This window comes from Paraburkholderia podalyriae (assembly GCF_014397785.1).
Lineage (GTDB): Bacteria > Pseudomonadota > Gammaproteobacteria > Burkholderiales > Burkholderiaceae > Paraburkholderia > Paraburkholderia podalyriae.
Window position 1 is genome coordinate 332,156 of sequence record NZ_VZQQ01000001.1, and the last position, 21,076, is coordinate 353,231.

The 21,076-nt window shown below is 57.4% G+C and carries 10 protein-coding genes and 1 pseudogene; 6 read left to right on the top strand and 5 right to left on the bottom strand.

From position 1 onward, the window contains the following. Positions 1-365: 365 nt before the first annotated feature. The 3 genes and pseudogenes from F6X42_RS01475 to F6X42_RS01485 form a co-directional block, all read left to right on the top strand. A pseudogene (locus tag F6X42_RS01475) lies at positions 366-3,041 on the top strand (error-prone DNA polymerase); the annotation flags it as partial. Between the two features lie 24 nt (positions 3,042-3,065). Continuing rightward, positions 3,066-4,025, top strand: coding sequence for an SOS response-associated peptidase family protein (locus F6X42_RS01480; RefSeq protein WP_187632495.1), 960 nt, complete (start codon positions 3,066-3,068; stop codon positions 4,023-4,025). A gap of 113 nt (positions 4,026-4,138) precedes the next feature. Further along, positions 4,139-4,939 (top strand): H-NS histone family protein, encoded by an 801-nt coding sequence (locus tag F6X42_RS01485; protein WP_187632496.1) that lies wholly within the window; start codon positions 4,139-4,141, stop codon positions 4,937-4,939. 59 nt (positions 4,940-4,998) lie between these two features. On the opposite strand, the gene F6X42_RS01490 is transcribed toward F6X42_RS01485, so the two are convergent. Next, entirely contained in the window at positions 4,999-7,323 is a 2,325-nt protein-coding gene (locus tag F6X42_RS01490) for an ATP-binding protein (protein ID WP_187632497.1), read from the bottom strand. Between the two features lie 123 nt (positions 7,324-7,446). Further along, on the bottom strand, positions 7,447-8,763 hold the full coding sequence (locus F6X42_RS01495; RefSeq protein ID WP_312892380.1) for a PDDEXK-like family protein: 1,317 nt from the start codon (positions 8,761-8,763) through the stop codon (positions 7,447-7,449). Positions 8,764-9,118: 355 nt separating this feature from the next. On the opposite strand from F6X42_RS01495, the gene F6X42_RS01500 reads away from it, so the two are divergent. Next, positions 9,119-10,588, top strand: coding sequence for a hypothetical protein (locus F6X42_RS01500; RefSeq protein ID WP_187632499.1), 1,470 nt, complete (start codon positions 9,119-9,121; stop codon positions 10,586-10,588). Positions 10,589-10,829: 241 nt separating this feature from the next. Here F6X42_RS01500 and F6X42_RS01505 read toward each other — a convergent pair whose 3' ends face one another. Then, the gene (locus tag F6X42_RS01505; protein WP_187632500.1) at positions 10,830-12,428 is read right to left on the bottom strand and encodes a hypothetical protein; all 1,599 of its coding nucleotides are present in this window, start codon (positions 12,426-12,428) and stop codon (positions 10,830-10,832) included. 241 nt (positions 12,429-12,669) lie between these two features. On the opposite strand from F6X42_RS01505, the gene F6X42_RS01510 reads away from it, so the two are divergent. Further along, positions 12,670-16,410, top strand: a complete 3,741-nt coding sequence (locus F6X42_RS01510) for an anti-phage protein Upx-like protein (RefSeq protein ID WP_187632501.1) — start codon at positions 12,670-12,672, stop codon at positions 16,408-16,410. Between the two features lie 12 nt (positions 16,411-16,422). On the opposite strand, the gene F6X42_RS01515 is transcribed toward F6X42_RS01510, so the two are convergent. Continuing rightward, complete coding sequence (locus F6X42_RS01515; protein WP_187632502.1) at positions 16,423-18,981, bottom strand: S8 family peptidase; 2,559 nt, start codon at positions 18,979-18,981, stop codon at positions 16,423-16,425. Positions 18,982-19,067: 86 nt separating this feature from the next. Continuing rightward, a complete protein-coding gene (locus tag F6X42_RS01520) occupies positions 19,068-20,075 on the bottom strand; it encodes an AAA family ATPase (protein WP_187632503.1) in 1,008 nt (335 codons plus the stop codon). Positions 20,076-20,173: 98 nt separating this feature from the next. Here F6X42_RS01520 and F6X42_RS01525 point away from each other — a divergent pair, with 98 nt between their 5' ends. Next, positions 20,174-20,452, top strand: a complete 279-nt coding sequence (locus F6X42_RS01525; protein ID WP_187632504.1) for a helix-turn-helix domain-containing protein — start codon at positions 20,174-20,176, stop codon at positions 20,450-20,452. Positions 20,453-21,076: the final 624 nt, after the last annotated feature.

The window sequence follows — 21,076 nt, forward strand, 5'->3', positions numbered from 1 at the left end:
GCGGTGCCGAAGGTGTCGTCTGTGTTGTTCTCATGGTGAGCATGGTCGGATGACCGAAGATGCGGTATCCCTTGTAGCTTCCTGATTCCATCAGCGCACGACCTCAACATGCGAGTCGTGAGCATCAACGCGCAGCACATTCCCCTCGGGCGTTATCAGACGCGGAATTTCCGACATGTCAGGAGTAACGCGTCGCGTACCTGCACCGGCAGTTCCCTGCTTCACGGCCGGCTTCGCGGCGACAGTCGGCGTGCGATGCACCCGTGTTTTTACCAAATGGGGCACATGCCGCTTATGCGTAAGCGACTTGGTCGCGCCTGCTCCCTGAAGCAATCCACCCCGAGCTTCGGGCGGGTTCCAGATTTCTCGAGTGGCTCGATGACACGTTTAGGGGTCGGGCGTGGGTCGGTCTGGTGCTGCATCAACGCGCTATGGACGACATCCACCGTGGTTCGGTCGAGTTTATTGCCCGCCAACAGGACGTCCCTATCGTGGCGCTTGGCAACGTGGTCATGCATGTGCGCTCGCGCAAGCCACTTCAGGACACGATGACCGCCATCCGCGTCGGCAAGCCGGTGCACGAGTGCGGATACGCCCTCGCACCGAATGCCGAGCAACACCTTCGCTCGCGTTTGCGACTCGCGAACCTCTATCCGGACTACGCGCTTGCCGAGACGGTGAACATTGCCACTCGCTGCAGGTTCTCGCTGGACGAGCTGAGGTACGAATATCCCGACGAACTTGTACCGAACGGCTTCACGCCGGCGGCCTATCTGCGGCAGGAAACCTACATCGGCGCGCATCGCCGCTTTCCGAGCGGCATTCCGCACGACGTGCAGGCGCAGATTGAACATGAACTCGAACTCATCGTCGACCTGCAGTACGAGCCGTATTTCCTGACCGTCTACGACATCGTCCGGTTTGCGCGGAGTCAGGACATTCTGTGTCAGGGCCGGGGGTCTGCTGCAAATTCGGCCGTCTGTTATTGCCTGGGCATCACAGAAGTGGACCCGGCGCGCGGCAACATGCTGTTCGAACGGTTTATCAGCAAGGAGCGGGGCGAGCCGCCCGACATCGATGTGGACTTCGAGCATCAACGCCGCGAGGAAGTCATCCAGTACCTCTATCGCAAATACGGTCGGGAGCGCGCGGCGATTGCGGCAGCGGTATCGACATACCGGGCGCGCGGCGCGCTGCGCGAAACGGGTAAGGCCTTGGGCGTGGACCCGCAAATTGGTGATGCGGTGGCGAAAAGCCATCAGTGGTTCGACGGCCGGCACGATTTGCTCAAACGGTTTGCTGAATCGGGCCTTAATCCCGAGACACCGCTGATTCAGGCGTGGGCGTCGCTCGCTTCGCAACTGCTCGGATTCCCGCGCCACCTGTCTCAGCACTCCGGTGGATTTGTCATCAGCCGCGGCAAGCTCACCCGCCTGGTTCCGGTTGAGAATGCCGCGATGGCCGACCGCAGCGTGATTCAATGGGATAAGGATGACCTCGAGTCGTTGGGCTTGCTCAAGATAGACGTGCTCGCGCTCGGGATGCTGTCCGCTATCCGGCGCACGCTCGACCTCGTGTCCGAGCAACGCGGCGAGCGCTTCGAAATGCAAGACATTCCTGCTGAGGACCCTCAGACGTACGAGATGATTTCGCGTGCGGATACCGTCGGTGTTTTTCAAATCGAATCGCGCGCGCAGATGTCGATGCTGCCGCGACTGAAGCCGCGCACCTTCTACGACCTTGTCATCGAAGTGGCCATCGTTCGACCCGGACCCATCCAGGGCGGCGCCGTCCATCCGTATCTGCAGCGTCGACAAGGTTTCGAGCCCGTGACTTACCCGAGCGACGCGCTGAAGACAGCGCTTGGACGCACGCTCGGCATCCCCATTTTTCAAGAACAAGTGATGCAAGTCGCGATTCTGGCGGCCGGCTTCACCGCCGGCGAAGCCGACCAGCTACGCCGCGCAATGGCTGCGTGGAAGCGCAAAGGCGGCCTCGATAAATACTACGACCGCATCGTCAATGGCATGCTCGAGCGCGGCTACGACAAGACATTCGCGGATGGCATCTTTCAGCAGATTCTCGGCTTCGGCGAGTACGGTTTTCCTGAGAGCCACGCGGCCAGCTTCGCGCTGCTGGTGTACGCCAGCAGCTGGTTGAAACGCCACGAACCGGAGGCATTTCTTGCTGCGATGCTGAACAGCCAGCCCATGGGTTTTTACTCACCGTCGCAACTGGTGCAGGATGCGAAGCGCCACCGGGTGGCCGTGCTGCCGGTTGATGTGACCATCAGCGGCTGGGATGCTTCCCTTGAACCGGTGACGGGCGCCAACCGTCCCGCCGTTCGGCTTGGCCTGTCGCTGCTGCGCGGCATGCGGGATGGGTCTGCCGAGCGCATCGAGACCGCTCGCGCAGTCAGACAGTTCGAGAGCGTGCGCGACATGGCGCGCCGCGCTCAGCTCGACCGTCATGACCTGCAGGTGCTGGCTGCCGCCAACGCGCTGGCGTCGCTTGCCGGCAATCGACGGGAAGCGTTGTGGCAGTCGGTCGTCGCGGTACCGGACAAGGACATGCTCGCCGCCGCCGGACTGGAGGATGAAACACCTGTGCTGGGTGCCCCCTCGGAAGCGGAGAACATCGTCGGCGACTACCGGTCGATGGGGCTGACGCTCGGTCGGCATCCGCTTGCGTTGTTGCGGCCACAATTGCGTGCAAGGAGGCTGATGCCGGCGGCAACCTTGGAGACCTATCGCAATGACCAGCTCGCGCGCGGTTGTGGCATCGTGACGGTACGGCAACGACCTGACACCGCGAAAGGCGTCATTTTCATGACGATTGAAGACGAGACCGGCAATGTGAACGTCATCATTTGGCCGAAAGTGCTGGAGCAGCAGCGCAGAGAAGTGCTTGGCGCGTCGCTTCTCGGCGTGCTCGGCGTGTGGCAGCGCGAAGGCGAGGTGCGACACCTTGTTGCGCACAAGCTGATGGACCTGTCGCATCTGTTGGGTGAACTGCCGTCGATGAGCCGGAATTTTCATTGAAGCGACGGAAAACGGAGGTTCCCAATGTGCTATTCAGCCCAGATTCAAGCGGACTACCGGAAGTACGTACGAGCCTTCGGCGCTCACATGAGCATTCGCGAATTCGCGCAGCTGTTCTTTGAGCGCGCACAAGGCAGCAACGCGAAGATACCGAAAGCGATGGAAGATGCGTTTTCGGACCCGCAGTCGGACGCCGAACGCGCGGTCAAAGCGCTCATCGATACGTTTCGGGTCGAACAGACGACGAAGCTGGAACAGGAGCTTTTTAACCAGCGTGCTCGTCTCGCGGATGCGGAGCGTTCGCTTCAGAGCAAGGTAACGAAGGCGGCGACTGAAAACCAGCGCATCGCGACGGGCAAGATTGAGTGGACTCTAGGCAAGCTGGAGGACCTCCGGCGAACCTCGCCCGAGGCCCGCGACTCGCGCATCTTTCCGGGACACTATGCGCCGGTAATGGTGATGGAGAACGGCCACCGGGTCATCAAGCCAATGCACTACCAATGTCGCCTCGCCGGCAAACCAGCGTCGCACGACGTGAAGTACCCGGGCACATATAATGCGCGTCGCGATAGTCTCGAAGGATTTTGGAAATCCCTTTTCGGCTATTCGCATGGCCTAATTGCCATCAGCGCGTTCTATGAGAACGTAAGTAGGTCAAAGATGGAAGGGCGCCAGTTGGCCGAAGGGGAAAAGGACGAGAACCTGGTGCTCGAGTTCAAGCCAAGTCCAGCTCATGACATGCTGGTCGCTTGTCTCTGGTCACATTGGTCGGGGGCGGGGGAGCCAGATTTGCTGTCGTTTGCTGCTATTACGGACGAGCCGCCGCCCGAGGTTGCGGCCGCGGGACACGACCGCTGCATCATTCCGATAAAACCTGAAAACATTGACGCGTGGTTGAACCCCGATGCGTCAAACCTTGCGTCGCAGTACGCGATTCTTGATGACCGAGACCGGCCATACTACGAACATCAACTGGCTGCGTGACGCTGGGGCCCACTGGCCCATTGCTTGGATGACAGATGGGGGCTTAGGAACGACGCTAGTGTCTTTGTGGACGGCGTGGCATAGTGCGACCATTGAATACAAAGGGGATTCGAATGGCTACGCTCGAAGCAATTCAGGCAAGAATGAGAAAACTGCAAACGCAAGCCGACGCGCTAATCGCCAAGAAGGCGCAGGCTGCGCTCGACCAAATCCGCGCGCTGATGATTGAGCATGGGCTCACGACCGCGGACATTGAAGCCAAGGCTAAAGCTCGCCGTGAAAGCGCGCGGGCCGCGTTGGCTCCCGCCAATGCGAAGGGAAAGTCGTCGCCGAAGTTTCAAGACCCGAAGACGGGGGCGACCTGGAGTGGACACGGACGTGCGCCCGCGTGGATTGCAACCGCCAGAGACCGGACCAAGTTTCTGATTGCCGGCGTCGCCGTGACGGGTGGTAAGGAAGTCGCGAGCAAATCGAAGGCTGCAGCCAAATCGACCGGCAAGAGCGTGGCGAAGGGAAAACTGCCAGCAAAGTATCTGAATCCAAAAACCGGTGAAACCTGGAGCGGTCACGCTCGGCCGCCGGCCTGGATTAAGGACGTCAAAGACCGCTCGAAGTTCTTGATTGCAGGGAACGCGGACGGTGTTGCTGCGAGTTCTGGCGCTGTGGCGAAGAAAGCTGCCAGCAAGAAAATCGTCGCCAGGAAGGTAGCAGCAAAACCCGCAGTGGCGACGAAAAAGATGCCGGCGAAGAAGGCGGCGACTACCAAGAAGGGGACCACGAGCAAGGAGGCCGCCGCGAAGAAGTCCGCGTTGAAGAAGGCCTCGGGCCGGAAGGCCGTTGCCGCCAAGAAGGTGGTCGCGAAGCCCGATGTCGCCGCTGTGCCGGAATCTTCAGCGGTGGAAGCGAGCGCGTAACGAGCTGCAGCCATCGATGAACAGCAATTTCGATGCGAATCAGCTGGACCGCTACGCAGCTACACCAGTGCCATCATCGCCTCGTAGTGCTTCTTGTCATTCCTCTCGATAATCGTCAGCAAATCTGCAAGTACCGCTGGCGCTTCGGAAAGGACAGAGAGGTCGTGCTCAGGCTCAGAGACCTGCTCCATGTGAGAGTGAGTGTGCAGGAACCGGATAATTCTCGCCATCATCGCAGGCTCGCCGTCGAGCTCTTCCATCTGCCTCCTGAGATTGCCTGCGTGGCCAGGCACTCTGAAAGACAAAAACGACTCGAGAAGCCGCCGTGCGACGTTCGGCATTCCGTACACATCCGCCAGACTTTGCGGCTGAACCATCGCCGCGCCATCCTTTACGAGCCTGAACAGGTAGTGATACTCCGACTCATACTCGTGAAGAAGAGGGTCCAACGTTCGCAAGTACGCGTTGCGCTGGCCACCCTCCACTCTCATCGCAAGCATGTAGAAGTGAGAGATTGTCGATGTCTCAGGCTTGTAGACACCGTTCTTCAATTTCCCTGCGAAATTGAACCAGTTCTTCACCTGCCGGAAGAATCCGAAATTATGGGTTAGCACGAAGAGTTGCTTCGCATTCTTGGCGCGCTCCTTCATGTATCCGAAGGCACTGAACAAGGAATTTGCGTCAAGGCTAGACACTGGGTCGTCAATCACGACGATGCCCTCTTTCAGCTTGAAATCGGAATCCTCCAGTGTCTTGAGGAAGTACATGAAAGCGATGGCCGTGCGCTCTCCTTCGCTCAGATGCATCGCTGGCGCCTTACCGCGCATAATAGTGTAGCCATTGTCCCTGGTTTCGAAGCGGAGCTCGTCGCGGCCAAGATACGCAGCCAACTCGCGGGTCAGCTCTTTCGCTGGTTGATGATGCTGTCGAATCGCGCGCTGAAGGTTCGCAATCTGGCCTGCGAGCGGGCGAAGTTTTTCCTGCAATCCTGTGAGCGTGGTAGTCAGCACATTCACGCGCTTCTGGCGGAATGACCATTCTGAGAATGCCTTCAACCCCTCATCGAGCTCGAGTATCTTGCGTGCTTCGGCCGCTGCCTTTTCAAAGTTCTCCGAGTGCTTATTGTGCTTCTTGACCAGCTCCACGATGGACTGTATCGCCTGCATTCCAAAGCTAGCACCAACGACATTGATGCCATTGAATATCAGCCGAACAAATGCCCAGAATCCCGATTCCTTTTCGACGTTCAGCGCATCCAGAAAATCTGGCAGCTTAAGTTCGCCAAATGGCAGGCTCTTTTTCGCGTCAATGGCTCGCGATAGACCATCGAGATACGTCTCCACGTATAGTGAGTGCTGGTCCAGTTTTTTTACCGTTTGGTCATACTCTTCAAGGAACTGGGGGTATAGTGCGGAGCGCTCAGGAATCTCGCGCGCTCGCGCCGCTCTGCGCAAGGATTCCACTTCAGACGAGAGCCTCGTCAGCCGCTCTTGTTGAGCGTTGAAATGGTCATTGAAGTGGGCCGACAGGGCGGCGAGCCGCTCTGGTCTTAACTCCTGCAGGCAGAAATAACAGTGCGTTTGCCCGTCTGAATGCAGATGCAGGCCGCGCTCGACCCAGCCCGAAAGTTGAGGCTCCTCGACCAGTTCCTGGATGGAACTCGCGACAACTGTCGCCGCGAGCTCAGTGCTCAATCTACCCGTCAAGCTAGCAAGGTCTACCTCTCCGAACGAAGGGACCTTCACCTTCGGCAACGGCCTTCCCGCGATTGCCTCTTCCGCCTCCGCGCGATGCGGACCATCGAGTTGTGTCGGCAATGCATCTGCTGAAGCCAGACGGCGCATCAGTTCCTTGAATTTCGGGGCCTCGTAATTATTGTATCGCGCGTCACCCAAGAGAAGGTTACGGATGCTCCGAGCCTGGCTAGTACAAAATGCATTCAGCTCCGTCGTCGCCGCTTCCTTCTGACCCGAGAGTGTCATCTGCTCTTTGGAAAGCTCCTCACGCTGTGCTAGTAGCGCAAGTATCTGTTGTTGCTTCTCTGAGCTGTCTTCGCCGAGATAGAACACCGGCGGTAACTCGTGCCCCGGAGTCTCAAAGACGTTGCGGTCCACGAAATCACGGTTGAACACGCGTATGGAAACGGTTTTCCCTGATGCGAAGTCGGTGCCGGTCATGATATTCCCGTCGATGACCAGCTCGACCGCGCCTGACTCTGGAGGCTGCCGTCTCTGCATGTTTCTGAACAAAGACGAAAGAGATGTCTTGCCTGCCCCGTTCCAGCCGTAAATTAAATTATATCTACCGAAATCTGGAAGGCCATCCCAGTTGAAGTCGCGAAAAATCCGATACCCCTGCAGCTTCTTAATTCTTGCAATCGTCATGCAGCCCTCCCTTCTCTCCTTCGATTAGTGAGTCTCGCCAAGGCGACGAACGGGCGAGCGCTTCGAGCATAGAATGCTCGGCCCAGGGCGCACAGGCAAGCGCACCAGTCGCCGATGGCAATGTCACACGCCCTGGAGAGCTGAGTTGAGCATGCGATAACGGCGTAGCACCTCGTCAAGGAGGTTGCTCTCTTTGACTTTCTCCTTCTGCAGCCGGCGCACATGGGCCTTTTGGCGACCGCCGGCAAGCTCGGGAAATTTATCTAGCATCGCTGCGCACACGCGCTTGGCGGTGTCCGGCTTCAGATACGACTCACGGTAGACGACACTCACGACATAGAGGTTCTCGGTCGCCTGTTCCTGCTCTTCCTCGGAGAGAAGTTCAGGCGGAATGAAGCGCACCCGCACATAGAACGGCCACCACAGCACATCGTTCTCGTCGGCCTGCGTGTACGAATACCACGCTCGGTCGAATAGCTGAATCCAGGAGTCGCTTTCCTCGTATTCGAATTTCGCGCCGGGCAGCTCTTCTGCAAGGTCGGACCTCACAAAGGACAGGTTCTTGAGATGCGTGAGGCGCGTGACCAGCTCTGGATAGTGCTGCGTGAATAGCCAAATGTCGCTCGCGGGGTCACCTAGCGTGACGCCTTGGGCCTTGCTCAGCTTCGTCGCGCGCGCCTCTGCAAGCGGTTTGAGCAGGGGCCGGTAGTGACGCGTCAGCCGCGCCAGAATCGTGTCGACATCCTTTTCGGCCTGCGACTCGTAGTCCGACTGGCGCTGGCAGTAGGAAATCAGCAGGCTTGCGGTCTGGTTGCCCCGACGCATCTGCGTTTCTGCTCGGTTCGCGCCAGCCTCCAGCCACATGTAGTCGAGATAGACCCAATACTTCTTCAACTCGCGCAGCTTCAGCTGCCTCGAGCGGCCACGGTCCAGCGCGATGAGTGCGACCCGGAAATTTTTGAACCCGAGATGGCTCGCGACAAGGTTCTGCACTGAACGGCGATAGCGGAGGAGTTGCGGGTTCCCATGCTGCGCCTTGTACTTGTTCTCGACCACGATAACGAAACGGTTTACTGGGTCCACGATAAAGAAATCGAGGTGGTTCCCATCTGAAATACGGTACTCACGAAGCAACAGAATCGAGTGGAAGCCCGTCATGCTGATGCGCGCCGGCGTCCAGTGCGCGAAGAACTCCGTGTTCGGTCCATCCTCCGCGTAGCAATTCGCCCATGCGGCTGTCAGGAAGTCCTTGAATAGGGCGTCGCCCTGGCCGTGCCCCTCCCGCGGGTTGAGCAGCCACTGGAGCATCTGGGAATGCTGGGTTTCCTGCGGCTCGATGATATCGAAGATGTCGTTCGCCCGCTTCAGCGCCTCGATTGCGAGCCCGAGGTCCGTGTCGCCGACGAACTGCTGAAAGAGGTCGGCATCGTAGGTCGCCACCGGCGCAGGTCTTCTTCTTGTTGCCATAAATCCCCCGTGTTGGTTGGTGGATTATGCATCAAGCGAAAAGGCCGGCTGTGGCTGGTGCTCCGCCAAGGAAAGACGAAGGGCTCCAAGTAGTCGAAACCTTTTTGAAGGTAACGGAGCGTTCGCGTCAAGCGTCGAGACGCGATTACTACCAGTCTGCCAATTCGCCTGGATGCGTCACCGTGACTGCCGTCGCGGTTCTGCGGGCGGGTCAGCAAATCGACGAAACTGTGCGTCCCCGGCAGCGCCTCAACTTCCGATGCTGAGGCGGCAACCCATCGCACTTGTCTCCGACCTTGAGGCGGTCAACCACCACCGACTTTTTTCTATGGTCGAGATGCAACGCCATGGAGCCGACGCGACTGCTGCCCCCGAGAACTATCGTGGAAATCCCTCGTCCGTCGCTTTACTGCTCGGCGAGCCGGAATTGAACGGAGCCGGGTCCATGGCTCATTATTGCGATTCGCACGCCAAAAGAGATAAATTACTTACGTCAATGAAAGGAAAAGGCGCTAAGAGAAAAGTAGCGACGATATACTCATCCCGCCACACGTACCGCGTCACGCGACACGGCTCGCGAAAGCTGTGCACGCGGGAAGCGCAACAACAAGAACTCAACCGCAGACCGGGGAACGCCAATATGACCATCACCGTTGTTCTGTTCGCCGACACCTTTCCGGTCGTCATCACAGACACGCTCCTAACCTCGCCGGCGCACTTCGTGAAGGAGCCCGTTCCTCTGCCCTCCGTTGTTGGTCCAGTAGAGTCCGAATTTGAAATCCCGACATCGCTGGGACCGATGAAAATTAGCGACCTGTCGCAGAAGATACATCCATTCGGCAGGAACGGGATGTTCGCATATGCCGGCAGCGAATTCGTGGCTCGGGGCATTGCACGGGGAATCTCCGACCGCCTCGAAAGCGGCGTCGAGATGTCTGAGGAACTGGTTCTTGCGGAACTGAGCGAACTGACCGAAGCGGAGCGCCAGAGTGTGTCGTTCGTGGTCATTTACCGCATCGATGACCACCATCAGTTCCGGTTTCTTCACGACATGCAGGTCTTCAGAAGCGCGATTTTTGGTGAGGTCTACTTCACCGGTTCAGGCGAGGACAACCTCGAGAGATTGCTGGAACGAATCGACGCCCCCGAGTCACGCGGTTTGTCTTTACCTTCCACCATCACCGACGGACGAGAAGTCTTCTCCTACTACCGTAGTGCCCTCGCTCTCGTCTCTCAACTGACGTCACTAGACCTTAGTCCTAAGCGAGAGAGCCTGAAAGCCGCCCATGGCGCAGTCTACGATATCCGAATGATGTCAGCTGTAGGGCTTGAAGCGCCCAAGATTCTGTATGCGTTTTGGGACATCCGATTCAGACCGAATGGCGACGCTGAAATTCAACTCAAATGCCTGATGCTCGCGTGGCGCGATGGCGAGCGCTTACGGATTGAACGCGCCGTCACGTATGGAGAAGGCGATGGCGAAATCCCAGTCGCTGGATGCGTTTCGTACGGCATCCGCCCCCTGCTACCGGCCCGCGGAAATCATACTCGGGACGTGTCCCACAACAGACCGTGGCCGCGTGAACATGTGCCTTACGTAGTTCACTACGCGGAGGTAGCCCATCCTGGCGGCAGAGTCATGAAAGCACAGTGGCCAGAGCCCATTCCGGTCGGCAAGCGCAGCCGGGTCATTGACTTGTCCTTCGATGAAAACAATCTACCAGTGGCAGTACGCACTAATTTACGCACGCTTCTCGACACGCTGGCTGACTCGCTGTCCAAGCAAGCGGCGACGTAGGTGGGCGTTGGCGTCCTGAATCCGCTATACGGCGCGGCATAAAGAGCATGCGCAGTCATGGGCCATCTTCGTTTGCGTCGCTGACGGATGTTGACGGCATACACAGCACTCTCACTTATGCCACGATTGTCCGTTGGACAAGGTTTATTAACGCCCCGTACGCCAACAACGCGTTGAATTGCCGGGCCCGTCGCCGAGCATCTGCGTCAATCTAGGTTGCAGCGGAAACCCCTCGACGACGCTACTTCTTTCCTCGGTTGCGGCGCTTCGACGCCTTCTTCATCTTTTTGATTCTCTTCTCTGTTTCCTTCTTTTTTTCTTGTGTTTGCCGTGAGGCGTGTTCCCCGACCGAAACCATCGGCTGTCGTCCAACGTGCCGTGTCGCCTGCGGGAACTCGTCTTGATGATAGTGCCAGGTTTCCATCGATTTGCGCCAGATGCCCAGCTCGCGCCGCTTGGCTTCGAGCTCTGCAAGTTCGTCATCTGTCCAATTCTCCTGCGTCCAAACTAGAAGGTCTTCCGAGCCGCCTTGATAGTCTTTGTGCGGATTGTCGAACGCAACGCCGACAAACACTGTTCCCAACGGGGCTAGCAGCTTGGCCGTTCGCACATAGGCGTGCAAACGAGCAAAGCGGAATTCCCGGTAACTGGCGTAGCTCTCGTCCTGTCGTTTGGCGACAACTACGAACACGTAAACGGTCTCTCCGGCTACGCCTGCGTATGCTAGCCGACCGAGATGGTCCCCGGGGGTGATTCGTTGCAACGCGCCGATGAACGTCTCGGCTAGTTGCCGACGACGAAACCGCGTTTCGGCGGCCATGAGACGCAACCCTTGCTCGGTTTCGGCTGTTCCTTGGGTGCCATACTTGTTATGAATTCCGGGGTCACCGTATTCCACAAAGCGCTCGATGAGCTTGTCCCATTCATAGCCGACCTTGTCCGCATTCTTCTTACGCGTGTAGCCGGGGTCATTCTTGAGCGCTTCGTAAATGCCAACGTCGAAGAGAATTGCGTCTGGTATGGCACCGTCCGGTTGCGGCTCAAAGAACACGTGCTCTTGGCCGTCTGAGTCCATCGTGCGAAGATACGCCGCTAGCAACTCTTCTTCTCTGTAGGCCGAGACGTGAGTTCCGCGCCGACCTAACAGGGCCGCTCGCTTTTTTAGATAGTCGAGAAAGTCGGCAGCGGTATCCAGTTCGCTCAGCAACAGCTCGATTGACACCTCGTCAAAGACATGAACGAAGTGCTTCTCTGGCTCGGGAAGGCCCACGAGAAACGGCGTATCGAGGTGCTGGGAACTTTCGACCTCACTGTTTAGCCGGAAAGAGCCCAATCCCTCCCCGTCGTTGTACGCAAGCGCGGCTTGTCGGCTTCCTCGTGTAACTGCGACCAAGTGAAAATTAACCGCCCCTTTTGCTGGGACGACAACTGGCAGGCTGCGCGTGGACTTTGCATCCAGATATACCCGACTTGGGAAGCGCTGTAGCCATGACATTGCGCCGTGCAATTGCTTGCAGGACTCGAGTATCGCGCGCCTGTACCACCTTGGCCAGGCGATAGCGAGTTTTTTGTCAGCCTGGAATGCAATGTGTTTGTCCGAAAAGACAATCACGTCATTGCCGAATATGACGAGTGCATCGCACAGTTCCCGAGTGCTGCCCTTGCCGTCCTTGAAGCCTTCGTCCGTATAGACGTTCGTTTGCGACCAGAGCCTGAGGAAGGACCTACGGCACAGCGAATTGAGTATGCGCTCCGAATCGTTGACGCCGTCGGCATCCGCCAAATCGAACAGCTTTCGCTCCATTTCTGCGAGCGTATTGGGTGCAATGTTTTCGGGCATCGGAAAGTCGCCAAAAGAGTGCTACATATTAGCCTGCCGTCTCAGAGGAGTGTCACATTACGCACGAGCGAGGTTTCGTTCGTGCGGTATCGCTTTGCCTCGAGCGTGTTAGCCATCGTGGAACGTTGCCAGTTCCTCGACCTAATGAGATATTTGAACTGTCAAATCGAATTCACAGCGCGAGGTAGCATCGTCCACCGGCGCGAAGTCGTGTCGTCGATAACTATTACGAGAGGTTCCATTGAGTCACTATTCCCCGTTCGACGTGTCTTCCAGCAAGCGATTCGAGGTGACCGTTGCGCGGAACCTGCCGAAAATATTGTCCAAATACTCGAAGAGGCGGGCGCTGTCCGCTGTGTCTGGTCTGTTGACGCTTCCTCAGTTTCAGGCAAACACATACCGGCTGGAGATTCTGGCTCATCTCATTGCCGCGAACTGCACCGGGGAGACGATGGTCGGACCGAAGAATGTGCTCAATTGGTTGAATCGCCAGTTAGGTACGCATCCTGTCGCAACGATGGAAGACCCGCCAGAAGACGTCTTTGTAACGAACATCGTGTCTCTGAAGGGAGAATTTCTCGTGCTTCCCGGATTGTGGGAAACGCCGGACGACTCTTTAAACCTGATGCTCGAAGTCTTCGAACGAGCGAGCGTGCCAACAGATGAGGTGCTTCAGCCTGTCTACGCACTACTCGCTCTGTCGCATTTCATCCTGCAACGCGCAGGACTATCGAGATGGACCATCGAGCGCTCAGTTCCCAAAGGTCCTTTTCCAGAAAGTATCGCGGTCGATTGGAAGGCAACGAGCGTGCGCGCAATTGTGGGCCGGGACGAATTGAAGCAAGGTGGTATTAGCTTGACCCATCTGCAACCGTTCATCTTCCGGGCAGACAGTGACCATGCTTCACTCGCTGAGCACTTCGAGGAATCGCCTCTGCAACAATGCCCATTGGTCGAGTTTGCCGACTGCATTGTTCTCTCGCTGCCGACAGCGGTTACCTATGCTGCCCGACGCTACCTTCTTCGGAAGCTGTTGGAGCAAGGGCAGATTCGCTCCTTCCAGGAGGCATTGAATAATGTTCTGATGGCCCGAGCAGCTTCGTACCTGAACATTGGGGGGCGCCATATGGTTGAGAAGGTCCCCCTTCCGGACGACGCCGAGAATTGCGGTGCGCTCGGTCGTAGCGCGGTATTCCGGCTGGGGCAAAAAAGATTCTTTCACCTTTTCGTGCTTTGGGACGACCTAGAACAAAGCGCTGTTGCCGGACTTCTTGAGCCGAGGGAGTATGGCAGCCACGAGCAGGCGATGATTAACAATCATGTCACTAGGGTAAGAAGCCACGTCGAATCGATTGGCTCGTTTGCCATGGGCCATACCCTGGGGCTGTTTGGACATCTCGGTCAAGCCATAGCATTCGATTCTCCCTTTTCGACGCCGAACTGGACATTCGACCTTTGCCGACTGCAGGAGCTAGAGTTCATCTTGTGGGACCAAGCGGGTGCCCTCAATAGAATCGCTCTCATGCTTACTCAGAGGGCGCGAATGGAGGCTCAAGGATATGAGTTCGGCAATCCAAGCGGCCTTCTCAACCTCTACGCATATTGGCTGGAGTTGGATTGTCATTTGTCGCCGCCCGACTTACCGAGGGATAGATATGCGCATGTGCAGCTTGGGAACGACCACCTTACGGCGTTCCGCGTGCGGCATAGACGGTCCATGGACAGGCATTGCGAACCAGACGTTTGGGGTCGCTGGGACACTGTCTTTCGCGCCAATCGAGACGCGGTGTATCCAGTCCTGAAAAGCCTTCCCGTCTATCTGAGCATCACCCGACTCAGAGGCGGTGGGCGATGCTTCTGCATTCGAGTGCGGGGTACGTCTGTTTGGGTTTCGATGATTGGGCGAAGTGTCGGAGAACGACTGGGAGAGTTTCAGCACAAGGCTTGGGAGGAATTGCAGTTTCTGCTGCCTATGGCACTGTTGGGGACAACCCCTCCTGTCCAGTTCGCGATGCCCGCGGTGGAGGTCTTGCTCGACTTGAGGACTATTCGTTCAATTGACGAAGCGAAAAGCCTTCCACAGGAAGACGAAGAGTATCTCCTTTCGCGCCATACCGAGATTCCGCTAGTAAAGGTCACTGCAGGGGCGGCCTTTCTGCGCACGTTCTCCGGCGTGTCAAATGATGGGGAGCGTAAATTACTAGCCGCAGTCCTCGATGGCCTGGAGGCATTTCGGCTGCCGCCTCGTAGGACAGACGAAGCATTGGTGACAAGCGCGGAACGAGCGAAACAAGCTTTGGGTGCGGCGAGCGCAAAGGTGTTCCATGCATTTGAAAGCTATGACCCGATAGAGTATCTGCTCTCAAAGGAGGCGAACCCGATTTACGAACGTCCGGACGAACATGTCGGGGCCGCACAGAGGACTGCATTCGAGTTTTATCCGGTCCAGCTTAAGCCACGCAAACTCTCCCCACAGGACAGTTGCAAGGCGCTGAACCAAGCGGTCACACATCTGATGCATCAGGTTGCCAAGAAGTTAAGCTTGTTCAACCAGAAGAAACTGGTGATGCATCTTCTGTTTTTGCATGAATCGCAGTTAAACGACAAATTGCGATGGCGGTCGACTGCCAGAGCAGTGCAAGCCTTGTACGGTGCGGCGGATGGCGTTGGCGCTGCACGCAAGGCCGATGCGGTTCGTGCTGAAGTAAGCGTAACGCTACGAACATTGGTCGAGGCTGCGGTGTGCGAGAGTAGTACAAACGGAGGAGAGTTGCCCGATGACTTCTCCACAGACGAGCTGTACGGTCTGATGTGCACGTTGGTCTCCTTGGGCAGGCACTCCGAGACGATATATCACGGGCTATCGTCCTCGGGCATCACAATCTACCCGAGCGGTGCATATGCCTTTTCTCCCGATGTACTAGATGAGATTGGAACGCCCTACAGAGAAACGGCGTTTGCTGCTGGATTTGCAGACGCCGCGGCTTCGTACGAGGACTGGGTACTGCCATCAGAGCCTCAAAGTCCGGCTGCAACGACAAATCAATACGAAGGGCCAGTCTTCCGAGCTGCGTTCAAGGCTGAATATTGCCTCGAGTTCTCAGCGTTCACGGAAATAAGCGCGGCGATATTTGACTCGTTTATCACCGGTCAACAGGTCGTGACAGCCTTCACTCGCGATGAGCTGCTGAATTTCATGGGCAAGCGGGACGTCCGCGCCTGCGACGTCGATGCATTCTTGAAGTGCTTTGCATTGCCTGCGCGCGCGACGTGGGCTCCGCAGTCTCCCGTCAAGGTCCGAGACGTCGAGCCGTGGAGATTCGAGAGACGATTGTCTGTCATGCTGCGCCCCTTGATTACATGCGTGGAGGGCGACGTTACTTATTACGTTGTGGGGATGGGCACGCTGCGCGATTCGGTTACGTATCTCATCGATTCGACGGTCAACGCTCGTTTTGATAAAGACGTTTTTGAGTCGCGAGAGATGCGCTCCTATGTTGGCGGAAAGGTTGACGAAGCAGGGCGTCATTTTACGCACGAGGTCGCGTCCGCGCTACGTGAGCTCGGCTGGAATACCGAAGAGGAAGTCAAAATGACGCAGCTTGGTGCCCCCAAATCCCCCAACCTTGGAGATGTCGATGTGCTTGCTTGGCTGCCTTCGGGAGAGGTACTGGCCATTGAGTGCAAGCGGTTGAAAAGCGCGCGTACCATCTCCGAAATCGCTCAATGCTGTGCTCGGTTTGCGGGCCGCGAAGGTGACCATTTACACAAGCATTTGAGACGCATGGCGTGGATTCGTGCAAACCATGAACATGTCGCAAAATACTTGAAACTCTCCCTTACCAGTATGCATATCGAGAATCCTTTGGTCACCAATGTGGAGGTTCCGTTTAGTTATGTGAAGGACTTGCCTCTTCCGAGCGACCGCATCGTGTCACTCGGCAACCTCCGTGAGTTCGTCGCCAAGACTTTTCAATCATAGCAAGCAGGATGGTTACTTGCCGCTACTGAAAACCGTCGCCCCGCCGTCCACATCGACATCGATGACGGCTGCCGGCGCGATGATGGTCGCAATCGGTGTGTAGATGTCGGTATCGACATCCTCGCCGACGCGCAGTGAAACGACCAAGGCGTACCGGGCTTCCATGCCGTATTGCTTGGCACTCTTCCAGTATTTCCACCAGCCACCAACGGGAACAATCGCAATCTGGTTCTTGGCAGCGAGCTGCTGTGCCGTGCCTTTCCACATGTCCGAGTGGACGGAGCCACGGGTACGTATCTTCGGCCCATATCGCCAATCCTTGACGTCTGGGTCGTTGTACTCCTCCTCCAGCTCCTCTTCTGAGAGCTCCTCGCGCAGTTGCCGGTTCACCCGCAGCAAGAACTGCGCGTCCTCTTCAGAAGCACCTTTTACGAGAAACCGCAGACCAAAGGACTGATAGCGGAACTTGCTCAACCAGCCACGCGCACTCGGGTTGGGTTCTACAAAATACGACAGCGTGACGCGCAGCTCGACCTGTTTCTCGCTGAGACGCTTCAGCTCGTCTGCTGGCCACGGCAGGTCATGGAGCTGCATCGGCCCGGAGCCGATGTACCCGCCCACCTGTCGCTGATAGGGGGCGAACGAACGTTGAACTACGAGGGTCGGGCGGTGCGCGGTTGAGAACTGTGCGGAGTCGTGATTCACGAGGCCGAAGCCGTACATGCGCAGCAGGCGGTCCTTGTGGTCCTGCTTGAGGACTCTTGGAAACGGCGCGCGCATTGCTGGCGTGTGGTCTGCCCCATGGACAACCAGCGCGCGAATCGTCTCGGGCCAATAGTCTGGATACTCGGCGCGAAGGTGGGCACACAACCGTGCTACTTCGGCTGCCGCAGCGCTCGTATCTCCAGTCGCCGCGAAAAGTGCCGCCGTCGGCGTATCCGAAGTCGTCAGAACTCGAAGGGCGTCGGGCCCGATTGTCACCGAGTATTTGTCGCGGGAGGCGTTACCGCCTTCTGCAACGACATCTGGTTTCAACGGCCACGCCGTGTTTGCCCACAACAGTGAAGTCGTCGAAGACGGCGAAAGGTCGCCCGCCGTCGCAAGCGGCTTAAGGTCGGGATAGGTCTTGCCGTCGATTTCGGTGAGCGCCGTCGCCGCTCCCACCGTCAACACGTTCCATGCTTGCGCGGGGTTCTGGATGGGGCTCTTGTGGTTGCTGACGGGATATTCCGCCCAGTCGGCCCACGGCACATTGCCCGCGGAAAGTACGAACAGACGAGGGACTCGCACGGGCTGTTGCTTCGCGCGTCCAACGTTGGCGACGTCGACGGAGGGACGTCCGAAGGCAAGTTGGTCTAAGGTGGCCGACCATTCGGAGGGTAACCCAAGCAGATGTCCGACCGTTGTGGTCATCATCGCAAACACTCGCGAGCGTGCCGCCGCTGTGACCTCGACCCGGTAGACCGATTCTGCAGTGACCTTACCCCACAACTTGGGCGCGGTCTCCCCGACGGGAGGAAGGATTTTCACCGACTCGAGCCGATGCGGGACGAGGACCTCATCTTCGGACGACAACGGTTTGGTGAGGTCGCCCCAAAGCGCGATACCGGCCATTTCGCTGCCGTGGCCCGCATGGTCAGCTTTTTGCCACGCCGGGTCGTACGTATGCATGTCCTCATCAGCAAGCGCGGGGGCCAGAAGCGGATGCCCGTGGTTCACGCCCGTATCCATTAGGCATAGATGTGGCGCTTCATCTTCCGGGAAGGTTGTTCTGGAAAGCAGGCTTTTAGTCCAGTCTGCTTGTTCCGACTGACTAAGTTTGCTGAGGAAAAACTCAGCGTTCGGTTCGACCGGGCGTATTTCGGCAATCAGGTCAAGAAGTTCGACTGCCTGCTCGAACGCGTGTTTGGTGCCAAATGCTGCGACCACAATGCGGCCAGGAAACGCAACGTGGCCCGCTTCCGTTTGAATGCCCACATGCTCGGCCAGTTCGGTGAACTCGCTGACGATGTCGCCGGCATTACCGCGAGAATGGCGTAGCCAAACTTGGAACCAGTGCGCCTCTCCGTCAGTAGGCGGGTCGCCAGGACCTGTCCACATTTCACCGAAGGCCGCACGTTTAATGTTCTCAATCGCGTCGACAAGAGCCGCCTGTTTAATGGTGGGCTCATTTTCGGTTTCTACGTAATCGCGGATACGGCGCACGAGCGCGGCGAGCTTCCCATCTGGGATATGCAGGACCGCGATATCGGAGTTTGTGTGAGCCTGGACAGTGAGTAGCTCAATCTTGTCCTGACTCCAGTCGACTTTGCTGCAGTCGAACTTGCCGCGCGGCGTGAATTCCACTGCGATGGACATGCCCCGTTGCAGCGGTAGCTCGAGTGCTTTGCGGGCAGCTTCGAGTTCGCCGATGGCGGCGGCCAGTTCGCCGAGTTGAGCAAGAAGTCGGCGACCGTGTTCGCCCACGTTCCGTTTGTATATGTGCTTTCGTGGGACTGCCAGTGGCGGTTTGAATGGAATCCCCTTCACGCGCCCACCAATCAGCAGGTGGCTCAACAGTTCGTCTGCCATTCTCTCAAGTTCTAGATTTCGTTTTATTGACTTGAGTGAGAGTCTACCGCAAGATTTCCTGATTTTTCGGGGTGTTTTCCCAGCTTTTACCGGTTCAGATTGTGTCCTTGCGCGCGCTCCTCAAGATGGAGGATTACGCTCGCCTCGCTCACGGTCTTCTCGCCTTCCATAATCGCGTCTTTCAATGCGTCGAGGCACGCTTTGACGATATCGGCGTGTGACTCACCTTTGCCTACAAGGGCGAGCCGGCGATAGTCCATATCTGGCGTTCGGAACACGCCGAGGCTGTTCTTCAGCAGCGCTTCAATTTGCCGTTCGTCGGGCGCTTCGTACTTGATGACGTCATCGAATCTACGGAACAGAGCCGTATCCAAGTCCTTGCCGTGATTCGTTGCTGCAATCAGAAGACTGTCCGACGCGTCCTGCTCTATGAGCTGCAAGAACATGTTCAGCGTCCGGCGCATCTCGGCAACATCATGCTGGCTGCCGCGCTGCAGGCCGAGCGAATCGAACTCGTCGAAAAAATAGACGCCGCGCGTCGACTTTAGCGCTTCGAACACCAGGCGCAGCTTTGACGCGCTTTCGCCCATGAACTTGGTGATGAGGCTGTCGAAGCGCGCAGTGAACAGGGGGAGACGCAGCTCGCCAGCCAATGCCGCGGCCGTCATGGTTTTGCCAGTGCCCGGCGGGCCGACAAAAAGCAATTTCCTGCGTGGGCTTAGCCCGTGACTGCTCAACTGTTCATGATGGCGTTGCTCACGGAGCGCGCGATTCAACTTCGCTTGAACAGTGTTCGACAGCACCATCTGCTGCAGATGCTCTTCCGGATACTGCACCGTCAACAACTCGGAGAGCTCGCCCTTTGGCTGAGCGAGCGGAATCGCGCGCTCGGCACCCTTGCTGCGCACCGACGAAAGCCCGGGCTTCTTACCAGCCTTTGCTGCGTCCACGAGGTCGCGCAGTTCTGCCGCCAGTTTGGTGTGGCCACGATGCGCTTCGTCCGCGGCCATCTGCATGGCAACCGCGAAGAAATGCTCGTGGTTGTCACCAGCATATGCGCGCAGTAGTGCCTTCACTTGGTCGGAACGTGCCATCAGGAACCTCAAAAAAGTCTCGAAACGAAGTATAGGCTTCATACCGATTTTATAATGCTATTATAGCAACTAGATGCGATTACAGCACCACATTCAGGATGATTCCACCCAGAACCCAAGGCGAGTTGATTCGGTGGGCGCGCGGCAAAAGTACACAAGCCGAGTTCGCTGCCGCTCATGGCGTCAACAAGTCCTCCCTATCCAGATTCGAAGCCGAGAAAGCGGGAGCGCCGACGCACCTTATTAACGATTGCCTCTCCCTGCTCGCAGACTTCCTGATGGCCAACCCGGGCGCGGCGGACGGAATCCAGGGCGCCTTGGACAACGCGCGTAAAACGGTCAAGCTGCTCGAAGGCCTCGCAGGAGTTGACGGTTAAGTAAAGGCGCATTACTGTATGTATATACAGTAAAAATTAGATTTGCTAGTTGGGGATGCCGGAACCGGAGTAGAGCGCGAATCGCAAGTTGGGTCTCTTCTCGAGGCGGTCGAGGGCTTTGAGTCTCGGTGACCGAGAGAGGGTTGCAGCCTTTTCGCCTTTTGCTGCGCGGCGGGAGCTCTCGGACGCAAATTTTGAGGCCGATGAGCGGCTGCTCAGCCTTATCTGTCGAGCCTCTGGAGAAAAACTGAGTGCGACACCTGTAGGGTCGTTCAGGTGAATGTGCGACATCAGTAGGGTGCACCTTGGTTCGAGATGGCGGCCTGAGGTGGCCATCTTCTTCCAAAATCTGGTCGAAAACGGCCCTAAGCGACATCAGTAGAGTGCACTACGCGACATCAGTAGAGTAAAACCACATTCGGTGCGCCTCTAATCTCAACCTGGTACGGAAATTGTATGGAATCTCGCTCCCGGGAATTCCGTGCCGTTGCCATGACTGGCCGCCGGTGCAACCGGTTTCAAACTGCCGGCGATACGCATCGCTTCCCTTGCTTGTCCCAGCCGATGACTGATCCGACGCCTCGTCGCTACATTCGGGCTCGCATTCGAGTGCCGGACGGGATA

Excerpts from the sequence above, each read along its gene's own strand:
- F6X42_RS01480 (WP_187632495.1), top strand. The coding sequence starts at position 3,066 with ATGTGCTATTCAGCCCAGATTCAAGCGGACTACCGGAAGTACGTACGA.
- F6X42_RS01485 (WP_187632496.1), top strand. The coding sequence starts at position 4,139 with ATGGCTACGCTCGAAGCAATTCAGGCAAGAATGAGAAAACTGCAAACG.
- F6X42_RS01490 (WP_187632497.1), bottom strand. The coding sequence starts at position 7,323 with ATGACGATTGCAAGAATTAAGAAGCTGCAGGGGTATCGGATTTTTCGC.
- F6X42_RS01500 (WP_187632499.1), top strand. The coding sequence starts at position 9,119 with ATGGTCGAGATGCAACGCCATGGAGCCGACGCGACTGCTGCCCCCGAG.
- F6X42_RS01505 (WP_187632500.1), bottom strand. The coding sequence starts at position 12,428 with ATGCCCGAAAACATTGCACCCAATACGCTCGCAGAAATGGAGCGAAAG.
- F6X42_RS01515 (WP_187632502.1), bottom strand. The coding sequence starts at position 18,981 with ATGGCAGACGAACTGTTGAGCCACCTGCTGATTGGTGGGCGCGTGAAG.
- F6X42_RS01520 (WP_187632503.1), bottom strand. The coding sequence starts at position 20,075 with ATGGCACGTTCCGACCAAGTGAAGGCACTACTGCGCGCATATGCTGGT.
- F6X42_RS01525 (WP_187632504.1), top strand. The coding sequence starts at position 20,174 with ATGATTCCACCCAGAACCCAAGGCGAGTTGATTCGGTGGGCGCGCGGC.